General features: G+C 67.7%; 15 protein-coding genes. 5 read left to right on the top strand and 10 right to left on the bottom strand.

The genetic code is table 11. The annotated features are described in order from the left end of the window. Positions 1-17: 17 nt before the first annotated feature. A complete protein-coding gene (locus ACFQZV_RS07510; RefSeq protein ID WP_378750144.1) occupies positions 18-1355 on the top strand; it encodes an ABC transporter substrate-binding protein in 1338 nt (445 codons plus the stop codon). A 70-nt stretch (positions 1356-1425) separates the two neighbouring features. On the opposite strand, the gene ACFQZV_RS07505 is transcribed toward ACFQZV_RS07510, so the two are convergent. Together ACFQZV_RS07505 and ACFQZV_RS07500 are read right to left on the bottom strand one after the other, a co-directional pair. Further along, on the bottom strand, positions 1426-1740 hold the full coding sequence (locus ACFQZV_RS07505; protein ID WP_378750146.1) for an AzlD domain-containing protein: 315 nt from the start codon (positions 1738-1740) through the stop codon (positions 1426-1428). Continuing rightward, positions 1737-2489, bottom strand: coding sequence for an AzlC family ABC transporter permease (locus ACFQZV_RS07500; protein ID WP_378750148.1), 753 nt, complete (start codon positions 2487-2489; stop codon positions 1737-1739). Before ACFQZV_RS07500 ends, ACFQZV_RS07505 begins: the two co-directional genes overlap by 4 nt. Positions 2490-2567: 78 nt before the next feature. Between ACFQZV_RS07500 and ACFQZV_RS07495 the strand changes: the two genes are divergently transcribed. Next, positions 2568-2909 carry a DUF2200 domain-containing protein gene (locus ACFQZV_RS07495; RefSeq protein WP_378750150.1) on the top strand — a complete coding sequence of 114 codons (342 nt, stop codon included), beginning with the start codon at positions 2568-2570 and terminating at the stop codon, positions 2907-2909. Between the two features lie 21 nt (positions 2910-2930). On the opposite strand, the gene typA is transcribed toward ACFQZV_RS07495, so the two are convergent. Both typA and ACFQZV_RS07485 read right to left on the bottom strand, forming a co-directional pair. Next, a complete protein-coding gene (typA, locus tag ACFQZV_RS07490; RefSeq protein ID WP_378750151.1) occupies positions 2931-4844 on the bottom strand; it encodes a translational GTPase TypA in 1914 nt (637 codons plus the stop codon). 135 nt (positions 4845-4979) lie between these two features. Next, positions 4980-6671, bottom strand: coding sequence for an ABC transporter ATP-binding protein (locus ACFQZV_RS07485; protein WP_378750153.1), 1692 nt, complete (start codon positions 6669-6671; stop codon positions 4980-4982). A 29-nt stretch (positions 6672-6700) separates the two neighbouring features. Between ACFQZV_RS07485 and ACFQZV_RS07480 the strand changes: the two genes are divergently transcribed. Continuing rightward, on the top strand, positions 6701-7306 hold the full coding sequence (locus ACFQZV_RS07480; protein ID WP_378750155.1) for a PH domain-containing protein: 606 nt from the start codon (positions 6701-6703) through the stop codon (positions 7304-7306). Here ACFQZV_RS07480 and ACFQZV_RS07475 read toward each other — a convergent pair. The 3 genes from ACFQZV_RS07475 to ACFQZV_RS07465 all read right to left on the bottom strand — a co-directional run bounded on the left by ACFQZV_RS07475 (position 7297) and on the right by ACFQZV_RS07465 (position 12113). Continuing rightward, positions 7297-8505, bottom strand: coding sequence for an ABC transporter permease (locus tag ACFQZV_RS07475; protein WP_378750157.1), 1209 nt, complete (start codon positions 8503-8505; stop codon positions 7297-7299). The genes ACFQZV_RS07480 and ACFQZV_RS07475 overlap by 10 nt on opposite strands. Before the next feature lies 1 nt (position 8506). After that, complete coding sequence (locus ACFQZV_RS07470; protein WP_378750159.1) at positions 8507-10042, bottom strand: ABC transporter permease; 1536 nt, start codon at positions 10040-10042, stop codon at positions 8507-8509. Positions 10043-10253: 211 nt separating this feature from the next. Next, positions 10254-12113: an ABC transporter family substrate-binding protein gene (locus ACFQZV_RS07465; RefSeq protein ID WP_378750162.1), complete on the bottom strand. Its 1860-nt coding sequence runs from the start codon at positions 12111-12113 to the stop codon at positions 10254-10256. 154 nt (positions 12114-12267) lie between these two features. Here ACFQZV_RS07465 and ACFQZV_RS07460 point away from each other — a divergent pair, with 154 nt between their 5' ends. Then, the gene (locus ACFQZV_RS07460) at positions 12268-13077 is read left to right on the top strand and encodes a CPBP family intramembrane glutamic endopeptidase (protein WP_378750164.1); all 810 of its coding nucleotides are present in this window, start codon (positions 12268-12270) and stop codon (positions 13075-13077) included. A 212-nt stretch (positions 13078-13289) separates the two neighbouring features. Then, on the top strand, positions 13290-14339 hold the full coding sequence (locus ACFQZV_RS07455) for a hypothetical protein (protein WP_378750166.1): 1050 nt from the start codon (positions 13290-13292) through the stop codon (positions 14337-14339). Positions 14340-14398: 59 nt separating this feature from the next. Here ACFQZV_RS07455 and gcvP read toward each other — a convergent pair whose 3' ends face one another. The 3 genes from gcvP to gcvT form a co-directional block, all read right to left on the bottom strand. After that, positions 14399-17251 carry an aminomethyl-transferring glycine dehydrogenase gene (gene gcvP, locus ACFQZV_RS07450; protein WP_378750415.1) on the bottom strand — a complete coding sequence of 951 codons (2853 nt, stop codon included), beginning with the start codon at positions 17249-17251 and terminating at the stop codon, positions 14399-14401. A gap of 68 nt (positions 17252-17319) precedes the next feature. Further along, a complete protein-coding gene (gene gcvH, locus ACFQZV_RS07445; RefSeq protein ID WP_378750168.1) occupies positions 17320-17718 on the bottom strand; it encodes a glycine cleavage system protein GcvH in 399 nt (132 codons plus the stop codon). Continuing rightward, on the bottom strand, positions 17715-18842 hold the full coding sequence (gene gcvT / locus ACFQZV_RS07440) for a glycine cleavage system aminomethyltransferase GcvT (RefSeq protein WP_378750170.1): 1128 nt from the start codon (positions 18840-18842) through the stop codon (positions 17715-17717). Before gcvT ends, gcvH begins: the two co-directional genes overlap by 4 nt. Positions 18843-18852 lie beyond the last annotated feature (10 nt).

Below are 18852 nucleotides of genomic sequence, written 5' to 3'. Positions count from 1 at the left end.
ACGAACAGGAGCACAGCATGAGAACGCGTCAACGAAGCCGCCTCGCCGTCGCCCTCGTCGCCACGGGGGTGCTGGCGCTGTCCGCCTGCACCCAGGTGTCGCCGGATGACGGAGACTCGGACGAGTCGATGGAAGGCGGCGAGATGGTCACCGGCGCGGGCGTCACGAGCGACCCGTGCCCGGATGCGGTCAACGCAGACAACGGTTGCATCTATCTCGGAGTCCTCTCCGACCTCACCGAGGGTCCGTTCGCGGCCCTCGCCGTACCGATCACCGACGGCCAGCGCGCCTTCTGGGCACAGGTCAACGCCGACGGCGGGATCGGCGGGTACGACATCGACATCGACACCTACACGCGCGACACGAAGTACCAGGCGGCCGAGCACTCCGCGCAGTACCAGCAGATCGCGGGGAACATCGCCGGCATCGCCCAATCGCTGGGCACGGTGAACACCGAGTCGGTGCTCCCCGACATGATCGAGCGGAGCCTCGTGACCGTGCCGACCTCCTGGTGGTCGGGGTACGCATTCGAGGACTACGACGACGGCATCGTCATGGAGACGGGCTACTCGTACTGCACCGAGGCGCTGGTGGGCCTCGACTGGTTCGCCGAGGCGAACGGGTCGCCGACGACGGTGCAAGCTGTCGGGTACCCCGGTGACTATGGTGGCGACTCGGCCGAAGGCGTGCAGCGATGGGCCGACCTCAACGGCGTCACCGCGCTCGAAGCGATCGGCACCGGCCCCAACCAGGTCGTCGGCAACCAGGACGCCGTGGTCGCCGGTGTACTCGCCGGGAGCCCCGACGTCGTCGTCCTCAGCGTGGGCCCGGCCGAGACGGCTGAGATCGTCGGGAAGCTCGCCGCGAGCGGCTTCCAGGGGCGCTTCCTCGGTTCGCTTCCGACGTGGAACCCGGCGCTGCTGGACTCGCCCGCGGCACCGGCGCTGACGGCGCTCTACAACCACATGTCCCCGTACGAGAACTGGGACGGCACGAGTGCGTCGATCGAGGCGATGAAGGCCTCGCTCAACGGTGAACTGCCGTCCAACGGCGGGTACATCATCGGTTGGGCGATCGGCTACCCGCTCAAGGCTGCGCTCGAAGCCGCGGCCGACGCCGGCGACCTCACGCCTCAGGGCATCGCCGCGGTCGTCGACGGATTGACCGTCGACTTCGAGGGGATGCTGCAGCCGCACACGTATGGCGGCGACCCGCAGGCCAACGCCAACCAGGCCGTCAACATCGGCGCGCCGAACGCGGAGGTCGAGTTGGGCATCGAGACGATCGAGCAGTTCTACACCGGTCCGAGCTTCGACCAGACGGACTACAGCTCGGCCTGCGCAGCCAGCGGCTGATCTGCGTCGAAAGAGGGGGATGTCGCTCGACAGCGGCATCCCCCTTTTGCGCGCCCGGGCTGACCTGGGCCTACGCGGCGAACCCCCACAACCGCAGCAGTGCAGCCACCAGCGCGGCGGCGAAGACGACCACGAGGAAGGGCGCCTTGAGCAGCAGTAGCCCGGCCGCGACGAGCACGGCGGGCACCCGCGCGTCCACGACGACGGCCTGCCCGTCTCCCAGCGTCTGCACGGCGACGAGCGCGGCGAGGAGGGCGACGGTCAAGAGATCGGCGATGCGCGCCGGGCGTGGGGCCTCCATCCACGAGGTCGGGACGAGATAGCCCAGCGTCTTCAGAGCGACGCAGATGATCGCCGCCACCAGAATCGCATTCCACAGGGTCACGGCAACCCCTCCCGCTCGGGGACGTCGTCGTCGGGCGCCTGGGTGGCCTCACCCCGACCGAACCATCCGACGACGACCGCGACGAGCGCCGCGATCAACACCGGAATGCCGGGGATCAGCACCGGCGTGAGCACGGTCGCGACGACGGCTGCGGCGATGCCGACGGCGATCGGCTGCCGGCGCGTGAGGCGCGGCCACAGCAACGCGAGGAACGCGGCGGCAGCCGCCGCATCCAAACCGTATGCCTTCGGGTCCCCGAGGACGTCACCGGCGAGAGCACCCGCGAGCGTCGAGAGATTCCAACCGATGTAGATGCCGACACCGGTCACCCAGAAGCCGACGGTCTTCGCATGTGCGGTCCGCTGCGCGAGCGAGACGGCGGTGGACTCATCGATCGTGAAGTGCGCGGCGGCCGCGCGCTTGAAGAAGCCGGCGCCGATCACCGGCGACATCCGCACGCCGTAGGCGATGTTGCGGATGCCGAGGAGCGATGCCGACGCGATGGCCGCCGGCGCGGCGGCAAGGCCACCGGAGGCGATGACGCCGACGAAGGCGAACTGCGACCCGCCGGTGAACATCAACAGACTGAGCACGCACGTCTGCCAGACATCGAGGCCTGCGGCCACGGCCAGCGCACCGAACGAGATGCCGTAGGCACTCGTGGCGAAAGCGACTCCGAGCGCCTCGCGCAACGCACGCCGAGACTCCCCCGGCGCCGCGGCGTCGTCGAAGGTCGGGTCCAGCGTCACCCGGTCGAGCCTACCGATCCTGACACGCTGCCCTCTCGGGCCAGTGCGCATGTCGTGGCCTGGAGTTAGCATGCACCCATGCAACGCATCTTCACGTCGAGCTTCGCGTCGGTCTACCCGCTGTACGTCGCGAAGGCCGAGCGCAAGGGACGCACGCAGGCCGAGGTCGACGAGGTCATCACGTGGCTGACGGGATTCGACAGGTCACAGCTCGCGGCTCACCTTGAGTCCGAGACGACGTTCCAGGACTTCTTCGCGGATGCCGATCTCAACCCGAACGCGTCACTCATCACCGGCGTCGTGTGCGGCGTCCGCGTGCAAGAGGTCGAAGACCCGCTCATGCAGCAGATCCGCTACCTCGACAAGCTCGTGGACGAGCTCGCCAAGGGGCGCCCGATGGAGAAGATCCTGCGCTCCTGAGCGCGGGGCTCGGGGTGCGCGTCAGGCGTTGGCGTCCTGTCGCTTGAGGCGGCTGGCCGCGCGACCACGCTCGGTCGCGTCGAGGATCACCTTGCGGATGCGAACCTTCTCGGGTGTCACCTCGACGCATTCGTCCTCCCGGGCGAACTCGAGGCTCTCCTCGAGCGACAGCTGCCGCGGCGGCGTCAGCCGCTCGAGTTCGTCAGCCGTGGACGAGCGCATGTTGGTGAGCTTCTTCTCCTTGGTGATGTTGACATCCATGTCGTCGGCGCGCGTGTTCTCACCGACGACCATGCCCTCGTACACCTCTTCGGTGGGCTGGACGAAGAAGCTCATGCGCTCCTGGAGCGCCATCATCGCGAACGGGGTGGCCACGCCGGCACGGTCGGCGACGATCGATCCGTTCTGGCGCGCGACGATCTGCCCGGCCCAGTCGTCGTAGCCGTGCGAGATCGCGTTGGCGATGCCCGTGCCGCGGGTCGTCGACAGGAATTCGGTACGGAACCCGATCAGTCCCCGGGAAGGCACGACGAACTCCATCCGCACCCAGCCGGTGCCGTGGTTGGTCATCGTCTCCATGCGTCCCTTACGCGACGCCATGAGCTGGGTGATCGCCCCGAGGTATTCCTCGGGCGCGTCGATCGTCAGGTGCTCGAACGGTTCTTGAACCTTGCCGTCCTCGCCCTTGCGCGTGACGACCTGCGGCTTGCCGACGGTGAGTTCGAAACCCTCACGGCGCATGTTCTCGACCAGGATCGCCAGCGCGAGCTCGCCACGCCCCTGTACTTCCCAGGCATCCGGGCGCCCGATGTCGACGACCTTCAGCGACACGTTTCCGATGAGTTCGCGGTCGAGGCGGTCCTTCACCATACGTGCCGTGAGCTTGTGGCCCTTCACCTTGCCGACCAGCGGCGAGGTGTTCGTTCCGATCGTCATCGAGATCGCCGGGTCGTCGACCGTGATCGCCTTCAGAGGCCGCACGTCTTCGGGGTCGGCGATCGTCTCGCCGATGGTGATCTCTTCGATGCCGGCGATGGCGACGATGTCACCGGGCCCCGCCGATTCCGCCGGATAGCGTTCGAGCGCACGCGTCTTGAGGAGCTCGGTGATCCGAGCGTTGGAATGCGACCCGTCGTGACGCACCCACGCGACCGTCTGCCCCTTCTTGAGGGTGCCGTTGAAGACACGCAACAGCGCCAGACGGCCGAGGAAGGGGCTTGAGTCGAGGTTCGTCACCCATGCCTGCAGCGGCGCCTCATCGTCGTACGTCGGCGCGGGCACGTGCTCGAGGATCGCCTCGAAGAGGGGCTCGAGATCATCGTTGTCAGGAAGGTCGCCATTGGCCGGACGCGTGCGCGAGGCAGCGCCCGCGCGTCCGGACGCATAGACGACGGGCACGTCGAGAAGGGCGTCGATGTCGAGATCGGGCACGTCCTCGTGAAGGTCGGAGGCCAGACCGAGGAGCAGATCGTGCGCCTCCTCCTCGACCTCTGAGATGCGCGCGTCGGGACGGTCGGTCTTGTTCACCAGCAGGATGACGGGGAGCTTCGCTTCGAGCGCCTTGCGCAGCACGAAGCGCGTCTGCGGCAGCGGCCCCTCGCTCGCGTCGACGAGCAGCACGACACCGTCGACCATCGACAGGCCGCGCTCCACTTCGCCGCCGAAGTCGGCGTGCCCGGGGGTGTCGATGACGTTGATCGTCACCGGCTGATCGGTGTGGGCACCGTTGTAGGTGATCGCCGTGTTCTTCGCGAGGATCGTGATGCCCTTTTCGCGCTCGAGATCGTTCGAGTCCATCGCGCGCTCTTCGACATTCGCGTGGTCGCCGAACGAACCGGTCTGGCGCAGCATCGCATCGACGAGGGTCGTCTTGCCGTGGTCGACGTGCGCGACGATCGCGACGTTTCGGAGGTCCGGACGGAGGGCGCGCGCCATGAGGGAATCCTTGCGAGAAGTGATCGGGAACGTGGGCAGGCCCCGGCGAACGTGCGGAACCGACCCTCCAGGGTAACGCAGTCAGACCGGCGCCCCCGCTCCCGGAGTCGGGAACGGGGGCGATTCAGACGTGTCTCAGCGCTTCTGCTCGGCCAGGAGTGCCGCGCGCGCCTCGCGACGCTGGCGCTGCTCGGCGGGGTCCGGCACCGGCACGGCGGCGATGAGTCGCTGCGTGTAGGGGTCCTGCGGATTGCGGAGGATCTGCTCCTTCGTCCCCTGCTCGACGATCTTGCCGTGTTGCATCACCGCGATCCGGTCCGCGAGCATATCCACGACCGCGAGGTCGTGCGTGACGAAAAGCGTCGCGAACTGCTTCTCTTTCTGAATCTGCTGCAGCAGTTCGAGCACACGAGCCTGAACCGAGACGTCCAACGCGCTCGTCGGTTCGTCGGCGACGAGCACCGTCGGGTCAAGGGCGAGAGCACGGGCGATACCGATGCGCTGACGCTGACCGCCCGAGAGCTCATGCGGATAGCGGTTGCGGAAGTCACGCGGCAACTCCACCATGTCGAGCAACTCCTCGACGCGACCCGAGATCTCACCCTTGTTGTGTCCCGCAAGCTCGAGCGGTTCGCCGATCGACTGGCCGATGGGCCACCGAGGATTGAGCGACGAGCCCGGGTCCTGGAAGACGATGCCGATCTTGCGCCGCACCGCACGCAGCTGTTTGGCGTCCACCCCGACCATTTCCTGGCCCGCGACGCGCAATTGTCCCTCGGCGATCGGGATGAGGCCGACGACCGCGCGCGCGATCGTCGTCTTTCCCGAACCGGACTCGCCCACCAGACCCAGGACTTCACCGGGCTCGATGGTCAACGATGCATCGGCGACGGCGCGGAAGGCCGGAACACGGCCCCGCTTCGGGTAGTCGATGGACACGTCGTCGAGGACGAGTGCCGCCGTCGCATCATCGCGGGTGCTCGCGGCCTCATAGCTCGCCGTTCCGAGACCCAAGTGCGGCACCGACGCCATGAGCGCGCGGGTGTAGGGATGCTCGGCGTTGCTGAAGATCTTCTCGGCTGCGCCGTACTCCACGACGTCGCCGTCTTTCATGACCATGACGTCGTCAGCCATGTCGGCCACGACTCCCATGTCGTGCGTGATGAGGATGATCGCCGAGTCGAGCTTCTGGTGGAGGTTGCGCAGCAGGTCGAGGATTTCGGCCTGCACGGTCACGTCGAGCGCGGTGGTCGGCTCGTCGGCGATGAGCACGCGGGGATCGAGAGCGATCGACTGCGCGATCATCGCACGCTGGCGCTGCCCACCCGACAGCTGGTGCGGATAGGAGTTGTACGCCTTCGGCGGGTCGGGCATCTCGACGAGCGTCAGCATCTCGAGAGCCCGCTCCTTCGCCTGCTTGCGCGTCATCCCGGGACGGTGCGTCAGCAGGACCTCGGAGATCTGGAACCCGATCGTGTAGACGGGGTTCAGGGCCGTCATCGGCTCCTGGAAGATGGCCGCGATGCCCTCACCCCGCACCGAACGCTGAACCGCGTCCGACGCACCGATGAGCTCACGTCCGGCGTACTTCGCGCTTCCGTGCACGCGGGCGTTCTTGGGCAGCAGGCCCATGATCGCCATGGAGCTGGTGCTCTTGCCCGAGCCGGACTCGCCCACGATGGCGAGCACCTCGCCCGGCATGAGGTCATACGAGATGTGCTTGGCAGCGGCAGCCCACTGTTCACCGACCCAGAACTCGACGCTCAGGTTCTCCACCGCGAGGACGGGACCGCCCTCACTCTGGTGGCCGTGTTCCTTCATACTCATCGGTCAGTCTCCCGTGTCAGGATGGGCGAATGCCCGAACCCGTTGTCTTTCGTCCGCGTGGCGGCCAGATCCTCGCCTGGGTCGCGATCGTGGTGTGCGCCGCAAGTCTGGTGCTGATCCTCGTCACCGACGGACCGCTCGCGGTGGTGCTGTGGTCCTCGCCGCTCGTGCTGATCGCGTGGATCGCGTGGTTGCTGTACGTGCGTCCGAGCGTCACGGTGTCCGACGGTTTCGTCGAAATCGACAACCCGTTCCGCACCCACCGCATCCCGTGGGGCGACATCGATGACATCGACACCCGGTTCGCCCTGACCGTCACGACGACCGGCGGTCGCCGCATCCGCGCGTGGGCAGCTCCCGCGCCGGGCATCCGCCGCGCTCTCGCGACGCGCCGCGAAGAGGTCGCCGAAAGTCCGGGCGACGGCGACACGCGTCGACCGTCGGATGCGGCGGGCACCGAATCGGGCGATGCGTCGCTCATCGTGCACCGCCGACTCGACGAGTACCGCCGCACCGGCGGCGCCGGACGCACGGGTGGATCCGTGTCGACGCTCGGCGTGGCCCGCATCGCCGTGACGAGCGTGCTGCTGGCGGCATCCGTCGTGACGCTCTCGCTGACTCTGCCTCACGGCTGATCATCCTTCGGTCGATCGCCTCGACGATCGGTCGGATCGGACGGCGGCGACAGGGGTGGGCCGGCGAAAGAGTCGGTCTGGCGTTCATTGTCGAACGGTGACGTCGGACCCTCGACCATCGTGACGCCCTGGATCGACGGAATCGCCGCGACCGCGCGGTTCGCCTTGCGGCGGCTGACCTTCGCCTGCTGGCGTGGGTCGAAGGCGTCGCGCAGTCCGTCACCGATGAAGTTGATGCACAGCGCCAGGATCACGATGAAGAGCCCCGGCCACCAGAACAGCCACGGGCGCGTGCGGAACGCCTCGCGATACTCACTGATGATCTGACCGAGCGACACATCGGGGTAGCTGATGCCGAACCCGAGGAAGCTCAGGGCCGCTTCGATCAGCACCGCCGCGCTCATCAACAGCGTCGTGTTGACGATGATGACACCGACGGCGTTGGGCAGGATGTGTCGGAAGATGATGCGCCCGTTGCTGGCGCCCGCGACGCGGGCGGCGTCGACGAATTCCCGTTCGCGCAGCGCAAGGAAGTCTCCGCGCACCAATCGTGCGAGACCGGTCCAGCTCAGGATGCCGAGGAAGATTCCGAAGACGATCGCGTTGCCGCCGAAGATCTTTCCGAGGATCGAGCCGATGACGATGATCGGGATGATGATCACGACGTCGGTGAAGCGCATGATGAGCGAGTCGACCCAGCCGCGGTAGAAGCCGGAGAGGGCGCCGAGGACGACACCGACGACCAGCGACACGACGCCGACGAGGAACATGACGGTGATCGACTGCTGGGTGCCGCGCATCACCTGGGCGAAGATGTCCTTGCCGAGCGTGTCCTGGCCGAACGGGTGCTCACCCAGACTGAAGGGCCACAGCGTGAGTGTCGGGGCACCCCCGTTGACGATCGGATACTGAGTGAACCAGTCCAGCGGCCACCATCCGGGGATGCGGAATCCGTTGATCTGGAGCTGACCCGTGGAGCCCGCCTCGAGCGTCCCGGTGCCGCCGATGACCGTGCCGACCGACGTGAAGGCCAGCACGATCACGCCGACGAGGACGACGAGTGCGGACATCGCGCCGACGTGCCGCACGAATCGCCGGCGGACGATCGTACCCTGGCTCAGGCCGGCGACGGCCTTCTGCTCGATGGACTGCTCACTGCCCCGATCCTGCGGAGCGCCGGTGGGAATTGTGGTCGACATGTCAGCTCACCCGGATCCGTGGGTCGAGCGCGGAGTACAAGAGGTCCGCGATCAGGTTGAAGATGACGGCGAGGACGCCGGTGACGACGAAGAAGCCCATCACGAGATTCACATCACCCGCGTTGAGGCCGTCGACGAAGAGCGCCCCCATGCCTCGCCAGGCGAAGATCGTCTCCGTGATGACCGCACCGCCGATCAGCGCGCCGATGTCGAACGCGATGATCGTCGCGATCGGAATGAGCGCGTTGCGCATCGCGTGGCGGACGACGACCGTGCGCTCCGTGAGACCCTTCGCGCGTGCCGTGCGCACGTAGTCCTGATTCATCACCTCGAGCAGGCTCGAGCGCGCATAACGTGTGTAGGCGGCGATGGAGACGAGCGCGAGCGCGATCGTCGGCAGGACCAGGTGCGCGAAGCCGTCGAGGATCTGGAACCACATGTCGCCCCGCAGGCCGGGTGTCGTGGCGCCGATGGTCGCGATGATGCCCGACTGCGGGATGCGATCGACGTAGTCGGGGTACACCAACAGGACCCGGTCGATGACGACGATGAAGTAGGTGATGAAGCTCACGATCGCCGCCGTACGCGCGGCTTCCTTCTTGCCGTCTCCGCCGAACAGCAGACCGATGCCGATACCGATACCGATCGAGACGACGCCGAGACCGAACAGCATCCAGCCCGTGGGCACATAGAAGAACAGGAACTGCAACGGATACCACGCGGCTGCCCACACCGCGACGACGGTCAGCGATGCGTAGAGCGTGCGGCGGTTGGCCAAGCCCGTCGACAGGGCCGTCACCCCGACCGCCGCGGCGATGCCCGTGATGATGATCCCGATGATGCCGATCTGCGGGCGGGCGAACCATCCGGTCACACCCAGGAACCACACGAGACCGCCTGCGGCGACGAAGGCTGAGCCGAAGGTGATCAACCGGCGCTTCCACGAACCGCCGAGGATGCTCATGAAGATGATGCCCGCTATCAAACCCGTGATGAGTACCGCGAGGAGGGTCACTTCGGGATCGGCCAAGAAGGAGTTGAGACGGATCGCGCCGTACTCCTTGAGGAGGACGGCGATCCAGAAGATCGGCAGCGAGTAGACGACGAACGTCAGGAACGTCACGGTGTAGTCGAAGCCGCTGTACTGGCGCAGCGCGGTGAGGATACCGATCGTGAGGCCGACGATGATGGCGATGATCGTCGCGGCGGTGACGAGCTGGATCGTCGACGCAGCCGCGGTGGAAAGCGCCTCGGTGACGGGCTGATTGCTTCGGATGAACGAGATACCGAGATCGCATCGGAGCACGAAGCATCCCGCGGCGCCGCTGAGCCACGTGAAGTAACGGATGGGCGGCGCGAGATCGAGCCGCAGCAGTTCGCTGCGATAAGCGATCTGCTCCTCGCGGTTGGGCGAATTGCTCTGCCGCAGGTCGGCGAGCGGATCTTCGGCGATCGCCGCCAGGTTGTAGACGATGAAGGAGGCAACGATCAACACAAGGATCGTCGCGCCCAGGCGCCTGAGGATGAAGGTCAGCACGGAAGCCCTCTCGTATCTGGGCCTGAAATCATGGGGTGTCGTTCCTGCTCGGGTGCGTCGGTGCGCCCAAGCTACTACGCGGTGACCCCTGCGCGAAGGAGAAGCGCGGGGTACCGGACATGACTGTGGGTGCCGAGGGCTCGCCTCGGCACCCACAGTCTTGATGTGTCCGGGTCGGGTGAGCGAGAGGATCGCTCACCCGACCGTCAGATCACTCGCCCTCGACGGGCGTCCACTCCCAGAAGTTCCAGAAGTAGTCGGGGCTCAGCGGCATGGCCTTGACCTCCGACACCTGGTCGCTCGAGACGAGCAGACCCGGGAACTGGTAGATCGGAATGGTGACCGCGTCGGCCCAGATGCCGGCCTCCGCCTCGATGAGGAGCTCGGTCTGAGCGTCCTCCTCCGAGGTGGTGTTCAGCGTGAGGAGCGACTGCGACACGTCCTCGTTGCAGTAACCGTTGTAGTTACCGCCCTTGGCCATCGGGTCGTCGTAGCACGCGTAGATCTGGTCCGAGCCACCGATGGCGGTGGACGTCTGCGACCATGCGAAGACGACGGCGTCGTGCGGGTTGACCGGCTCAGCCGACGGGTCGGTGAAGACCCAGTCGGGCTCGCTCTCGTCGACCAGCTGGAAGCCGGCGAGGGCAGCCGAAGCGGCGATCAGCTCGTACTCCTGGCCACGACGGACGTTGCCCTCGGGGTACCAGAATCCGACCTCGACCGGCGTGGTCACACCGGCGTCGGCGAGCAGCTGCTTGGCGCCGTCGATGTCGACCTCGGCGTAGGCGTCCGAACCGTTGGTCGCGACGAGCTCGTCGTAGCGGGCACCGTCGGCCTGCGAGACGAGGTTCGTGTTGCGAACGGTGGCGTCGGGGTTCAGCGGCGCGATGATGCGGTCGACGATCTCCTGACGCGGGATCGTCTTGAGGAAGGCCTGGCGCACCATGAGCGCGGTCTCCTCGTCGCCACCGTAGGTCGCCGGGTCGAACGGGCCGCCGTTGTTGACCGTGAGGTCGACGTGCTCGTGCGACGCCTGGACGCCGGTCTGGACCTCTGCGTTCGAGATACCCTCGGCGATCTGGAGGATGTCAGCCGTGGGCTGGCCGGTCCAGATGTCGAGCTCGCCCGACTCGAGGGCCTGGAGGGCCGTGGTCGAGTCAGCGATGGTGCGCACCGTGATGCGCTCGAACTTCGGCGACGGGCCCCAGGTGTAGAGGGGGTTGGCCGCGATGGTGATGTACTGGTCCTCGACGATGTCCTCGACGACGTACGCACCGCTGGTGAGCGCCGCAGCCGGGCTGTCGGGGAGCGTCGTGTAGCCGTACGCGTTGCTCCATGCGTCGCCCAGCGCAGCGAGCGTCTCGGCGTCACCGTCGGTGATCGCATCGACGACGCTCTGCTTGGCGGTCTCGGCGAACGACTTGGCGGCGTCGCTGTACGCGGTGAAGTCGCCTTCCTCGCCCGAGCTCATCCACGTGTCGTACGCGGCCTGGACATCGCTGTACTCGTCCGGGAACGCGAGCGCGTAGGTACCGTGCGCCGAGACGCCGAGCATGCCGACGAGCTCCCAGTCCACGTACGGCTCGTCGTAGACGAGGGTGATCTTCTTGTCCTCGGTCGCGGGGATCGCGGTGACGAGGTTGTAGCCGGTGGTCGCGGCGGGCGAGAACGCCTCGTCGACGTTGCCCGACATCGCAGCCCACTGAAGGAGCATGTCGGCCTCGTCGATCGGAACGCCGTCCGACCAGACCGCGTCGGCCGTGATGGTGTACTCCACCGTCAGCGGGTCGTCGCTCGTCTTCTCGAAGGAGCCGAACTCCTCGCGGTGGACGAACTCCGGGGTGTTGTTGTAGTAACCGAACGAGGTGTCGGTCATGTACTTGACGTTGCCGTTGGCCGTGTTGTTGCCGGCCGAGCTGTCGTCGTTGAAGTGGAAGAACCCGGAGTTATACGCAACCGTAATCTCCGTACCTTCCACGACCTCCGACTCGTAGGGGTTGCCACAGCCGGCGAGCACGAGGGCTCCGGCTGCCACGACACCCACGCCCGCCGCAAGACGCGCGATCTTCACATTTCCTCCTGTGCAAGGGTTGAGTGCGCGGTCTGAGGAAGACCGAGCACGGACATCCGACACACTAAGCACGCGACGCGACCTGGACAAAACGTCTTGAGAAACCGTTACAGATCCTTAACTCAACGCGACACGTGCGTGACATTCTGACAACATGCCGACGAATCATCCCCCGGATCTGATCGAGCCCGCGCCCGCTCCGGGTTACTCGCGCGCACGGCTGCGGTGGGAGATCTGGATCGTGCTGGCCGTCACGGTGGGACAGTCCGCGCTCTACTCGGTGCTCGCCTTGGTGCGCGCACTCCTGCGTCCCACGCCGATCGGCGATCAGCAGACCCAGTTGAATCCTTCGCGCGACGACACCGCCCTGTGGGACGTGCTCTACCAATCCCTGTCGATCTTCTTCGGCCTCGCCCTCGTCGCCCTTGTCGTCTACCTGCTGTGGGAACCCGGCTCCAACGCCCTGCGCCGCATCGGGCTGGACTTCCGCGGCTTCGGTCGCGACACGGGTCGCGGCATCCTGCTCGCCTCGGTGATCGGCGTCCCCGGACTCGCGCTCTACGCGGCGGGGCGCGCGATGGGAATCACCGTGCAAGTGCAGGCCTCACCGCTGGATGCCGCATGGTGGACGATCCCCCTTCTCGTGCTCGCGGCCCTTCGTGCCGGGCTCACCGAAGAGGTGATCTTCATCGGCTACCTCTTCGACCGTCTACGCCGGCTGGGCTGGGGCTGGTGGACGATCATCCTCTCGACAGCCGCCCTGCGCGCGGCGTACCACGCGTACCAGGGGTTCGGCGCGATCCTCGGCAACTTCGTGATGGGCATCGTCTTCGGCTGGGCCTACCGCCGGTGGGGGCGGGTGATGCCCCTCGTCATCGCCCATACGGTGATCGACATCGTGGCGTTCATCGGCTACCCCCTCGCGGTCGCGCTCTGGCCCGATCTCTTCGGCCCCACCGCCTGACCCTCGCTCCCGCCTCCTCCCCCGGCACACCCCTCCTCCCCCCTCCTCGGCACATCTGCCTCTCTTCGGCTCATCTGCTGAGCCGACGTCGAGCAGATGAGCCGGTCAGAGGGCGCCGCATCGTCTCCTCCCCAGGGTCGGGTGGGTGAGCTCGAATCGACGGGCGCGAGCCCTCGCGACCTCGCGATCGGGTGGGCGGAGAAGCTCGTTCCGTGGAACCGCTCGCCTCGAGATCGACCCGCCCGTATTCACTCCTGCTCGCATCGGATGCCCGCGGCCAGGGGTGGGCGAGTGCGCTCCAGACTGCGGCGCGTCGGGGCGCCGTCGTCAAGGTCCGGCCCGGCGTCTACCTCGACGCCCCGGTGTGGTCCGCGATGACCCCCGAAGATCGCTACCTCGCGCGCATCAACGCGGTGGGACTCACATTCCGCCGACCGGTCTTCATGCTCGAGTCCGCCGCGGCCGTTTACGAGCTGCCGTTGCTGCGCACGCGTCTGCGCGGAATCCATCTCGCGCGGACAACCCCGTCGGGTTCGGGCCGCCGTGGCGATGTCACCGTCCACGACCCCGGGCGCACGCTGGACGTCGTCGAGATCGACGGCCTGCGGGTGAGCTCACTCTCCGAGTGTGTGTGGGATCTCGCGTGCCGCCTTCCGCACCCGGAAGCACTCGCGATAGCGGATGCCGCGCTCCGCCGACCATCGCCGGATGAGGCGTCGGACGCCTGCGCCGGCGCGACGATGCACAGAAGGTTGCTCGACCTCGCGCGCGCACGCCTGTCGGCCCGCGGCGGGTGGTCGGCGCTACTCGCGATCGAACAAGCGGATGCCGGGTCCGGTTCGCTCGGCGAGTCGGTCGCCCGCTCCGCCATGCTGCGCCTCGGGGCTCCTCCGCCGGAGCTGCAGGCGCCGATGTGGGACGACGACGGGTTGATCGGCTACGCCGACTTCTTCTGGCGGGAGCACGGGGTGGTCGGCGAGTTCGACGGCAAACTCAAGTACGGCGCCGACAACCCGAGCGGCCGCCCTCCGGAGGACGTCGTCTATCGCGAGAAGATCCGGGAGGACCGGATTCGGGCGGTCACCGCCGGGTTCTTCCGCTGCGGCTGGGCGGATGTGAACGACCCGCGTCGACTCGAGCGTCTGTTGCGCGCCGCCGGACTGCCACTCGCCCCGACATCCGCCGCCACGCGCGCATCCCGCCCCACCCCGGGTCATCTGCCGCTCGTCGGCTCATCTGCTGAGCCGAAACGAAGCAGATGAGCCGACGTGGCGGAGGATCGAGGCGAGGAACGTACCAGGCCCGGCGCGTCATCAACCGGTCAGGCGAAGGCCTCCACCGGAGGGCAGGCGCACACGAGATTGCGGTCACCGTAGGCCTGGTCGATGCGGCGCACCGGGGGCCAGTACTTCGCCCGCACGAGACTGCGCACCGGGTACACCGCGGTCTCACGCGAGTACGGGTGCGCCCAGTCACCGTCGACCACCGATTCTGCGGTGTGCGGGGCACCGACGAGCGGGTTGTCGTCCGCCGGCCACTCCCCCGCCGCGACCGCGTCGGCCTCGGCCTTGATGGCGATCATCGCCTCGATGAACCGCTCGATCTCGCCGAGGTCCTCGGACTCGGTCGGTTCGACCATGAGCGTCCCCGCGACAGGGAACGACATCGTCGGTGCGTGGAAGCCATAGTCGATCAGACGCTTCGCGACATCGTCGACCGTGATGCCCGTCGCCTCGCGCAACGGCCGCAGATCGAGGATGCACTCGTGCGCGACAAGCCCGTCCTCGCCCGCGTAGAGCACCGGATAGTGATCCCGCAGCCGAACCGCGATGTAGTTCGCCGACAAGACCGCCGCGGCGGTCGCGTCGCGCAGTCCCGCGGTTCCCATCATGCGCATGTACGCCCACGAGATGGGGAGGATCGACGACGAGCCGTACGGCGCCGCCGAGATCGGCCCACCGTCGAACACGAAGCCGCCGGCGTGGTCGGCGCGTTGCGCGAACGGATGCGACGGCAGGTGCGGCGCGAGATGCGCCTTCGCCGCGACGGGGCCGACGCCCGGTCCTCCGCCGCCGTGCGGGATCGCGAACGTCTTGTGGAGGTTCAGGTGCGACACGTCGCCCCCGAGGTCGCCGAAGCGGGCGAACCCGAGGAGCGCGTTGAGGTTCGCCCCGTCGACGTAGACCTGCCCGCCGGCATCGTGCACGGCCTGGGTCACCTCGAGCACTTCGTGCTCGTAGACGCCGTGCGTCGACGGGTAGGTGATCATCAGCGCCGCCAGGGCGTCGGCGTGCTGGGTGATCTTGGCCCGCAGGTCGTCGAGGTCGATGTTGCCGGCCTCGTCGCACGCGACGACGACGACCTTCATCCCGGCGAGGACGGCCGACGCCGCGTTGGTCCCGTGGGCGGATGACGGGATGAGACAGACCGTGCGGTCGAGGTCGCCGTTGGCGCGGTGGTAGCCGCGGATCGCCATGAGCCCCGCCAGTTCGCCCTGCGAGCCGGCGTTGGGCTGCAGAGACACCGCGTCGTACCCGGTCACCTCGGCGAGCCAGGTTTCGAGCTGTTCGATCATCGCGAGATAGCCGCGCACGTCGACCTCGGGCGCAAACGGGTGCACGCGCGAGAACTCGGGCCACGACACCGCTGCCATCTCGGTCGCGGCGTTGAGCTTCATCGTGCAGGATCCGAGCGGGATCATGCCGCGGTCCAGGGCATAGTCACGCTCGGCGAGCCGCGCGAGATACCGCATCATGGCCGTTTCGGAGCGGTGGGTGTTGAACACCGGATGCGTGAGGTAGTCGTCGGTGCGCATGAGGGATGCGGGAACCGCCGCCAAGGGGACGGCCTCCGCGAAGGGCACCGCGCGTTCGCCCTGCTCGCCCTCGCCGAGGAACTCCCCCTCGGGCAAACCGAACGCCCATGCCACGGCGGCGAGATCGCCCTCCGTGGTGGTCTCATCGACCGACACCCCGACCGTGGCGTCATCGACCCACAGAAGCTGGTATCCACGCTCGCGGGCACGGTCGATGATGCGTCGCGCGGAACCGGGCACCGACACCCGCAGCGTGTCGAAGAAGGAATCGGAGGCCAGCGAGAGTCCGTACGACCGCAACCGGTCGGCGAGCGCCTGCGCTTTGCGGGCGACGTCGGTCGCGATCGCGCGCAGCCCCTCGGGCCCGTGGTACACCGCGTACATCGCAGCCATGACGGCCAGGAGCACCTGCGCGGTGCAGATGTTCGACGTCGCCTTCTCACGTCGGATGTGCTGTTCGCGCGTCTGCAGCGACAGCCGGTAGGCCGGGTGGCCCGCGGCATCCATCGAAACACCCACAAGACGACCGGGCAGCTGACGTTCCAGACCGCTGCGCACTGCCATGTATCCGGCATGCGGCCCGCCGAAGCCGAGCGGCACGCCGAAGCGCTGGGTGGTGCCGACGGCGATATCGGCGCCGAAGGCCCCCGGCGCACGCAACAACGTCAGCGCGAGGAGATCGGCTGCCGCGACGACCAGCGCACCGGCCCCGTGCGCGACGGCGGCGACGTCGATCGGGTCCCAGACGCGACCTGTGGCACCGGGGTACTGCACGAGCATCCCGAATGCGGGCACCGGGGTTCCGGACTCGTCGACCGGGTAGCCCGCGGAGAGCTCGGCCTCGACGATCTCGACCCCGACGGCGCCGGCGCGGGCATGCAGGAGCGCCCGCGTCTGCGGCAACGCGTCGGCATCCACGAGGAAGACGTTCGACGTCGACTTCGAGCCGCGACGGGCGACGAGCATCGCCTCCACGACCGCGGTTGCCTCGTCGAGCATCGAGGCGTTCGCCGTGGCGAGCCCGGTGAGGTCGGTGACCATGGTCTGGAAGTTGATGAGCGCTTCGAGCCGGCCCTGTGAGATCTCGGGTTGGTACGGCGTGTAGGCGGTGTACCACGAGGGGTCCTCGAGCACGTTCCGCGAGATCACGGACGGAGTGAACGTGTCGTAGTACCCGAGCCCGATCATCGGCCGCATCGTGCGGTTCTGCGATGCGAGCACGCGTAATTCGTCGAGCGCTTCCGCTTCGGTCGCCGCGGGCGGGATGTCACTCGTCTCACGTGGCGTGACCTGGATGGATGCGGGAACCGCCCGTTGCACGAGCGCTTCGACGGTGTCGTAGCCGAGCGCGTCGAGCATCGTGCGCTGGGCTGCGGCGTCCGTTCCGATGTGGCGCTGGGCGAACGAGCCGGGAGCGGCGGGCGACGTCACGCGTCGCCGCCGGTGAGTGCGACGTACGCGGCGCGGTCCAGGAGCGCGTCGACGGCGGACGGGTCGACGGCGAGCTTGATGAGCCATCCGTCACCGAACGCGTCGGCGTTGACGAGCGAAGGGTCGTCGACGACCGCGTCGTTGACCTCGACGACCTCCCCGCTGAGCGGGGCGAACAGCTCGCCGACCGACTTCGTGGACTCGATCTCGCCGACGATGGCGTTCGCCTCGACCGTTGTGCCGGCACCGGGCAGTTCGACGAAGACGACGTCGCCGAGCTTCTCGGCGGCGTAGTCGGTGATACCGACGGTGACGACGACGGTGTCGCCGGCTTCACCGGTGACGGCAACCCATTCGTGCTCGGCGGTGTACTTGAGTTCGGTGAGATCGGTCATTTCGCGGTCCTCTTGTAGAAGGGAAGGGTGGTGACGGTCGCGGGGATGCGGGTTCCGCGCACGTCGAGGGAGAGTTCGGTACCGGGTTCGCTGACGCGCGGTGAGACGAAGGCCATCGCGATGGGATGCCCGAGGGTCGGGCTGAGCGCACCGCTGGTGACCTCGCCGACCTTCTCGTCACCGTCGAACACCCCGTAGCCCGCGCGTCCCGCGCGGCGCCCGTCGGAGACGAGTCCGACCAGGACGGGCGCGTCGGTGGCGACACCGCTCTCGAGCGCCGCGCGACCGACGAAGTCGGTGTCCTTCGTCGCGAGGGGGACGACACGGCCGAGGCCCGCCTGCGCCGGGACGATGTCGAGCGACAGTTCGTGGCCGTACAGCGGCATCCCGGCCTCCAGCCGCAGCGTGTCGCGTGCGGCGAGCCCGGCGGGGACGAGCCCGAACGACTGACCGGCGGCCAAGAGCGCATCCCACAGCGCCTCGGCGTCGGCAGTGTCGACGCTGAGCTCGAAGCCGTCTTCACCGGTGTATCCGGTGCGGCTGATGAGCACGGCGCCGTCGCCGAAGCGCATGCCCATGGCGGTGTAATAGCGCAGCGAGTCGAGAGTGTGACCCATCGCGAGGGCGTCGTCGTGGTCGAGTCCGGGGGTGTTCTCGAGGATCTCCTGAGCGCTGGGGCCCTGGACGGCGATCAGCGCGGCGTCCAGCTCGGTGACGCTGACGTCGAAACCCTCGGCGCGCTCGGCGAAGGCTTCGCGCACCGGCTCGCGGTTGCCGGCGTTGGCGACGACGAGGAACTCGTCCTCGGCGTTGCGGGTGACGATGAGGTCGTCGATGATCCCGCCGGTCGGCGCGAGGATCATGCTGTACTTCGCCTTCGAGAGGGCAAGCTTGGCGGGATCCAGGACGAGCGCTGCGGCGAGGAATGCCTCGCGGTCGGCGCCGGTGACGCTGAACTGCGCCATATGCGAGATATCGAACAGGCCGGCGGCCTCGCGGACCGCGCGGTGCTCGGCGAGGTCGGACGTGTAGCGGACAGGCATCATCCACCCGCCGAAGTCGGTGAACGAGGCGCCGAGATTTTCGTGGCGCGCGCGGAGCGGGGTGGAGCGGGGTGTCGTCATGAGTTCTCCC

Source organism: Microbacterium koreense (assembly GCF_042677105.1).
Classification (GTDB): domain Bacteria; phylum Actinomycetota; class Actinomycetes; order Actinomycetales; family Microbacteriaceae; genus Microbacterium; species Microbacterium koreense.
Note: the sequence above shows the minus strand (reverse complement) of the source record. Positions and strands in the feature narration are given on the sequence as shown.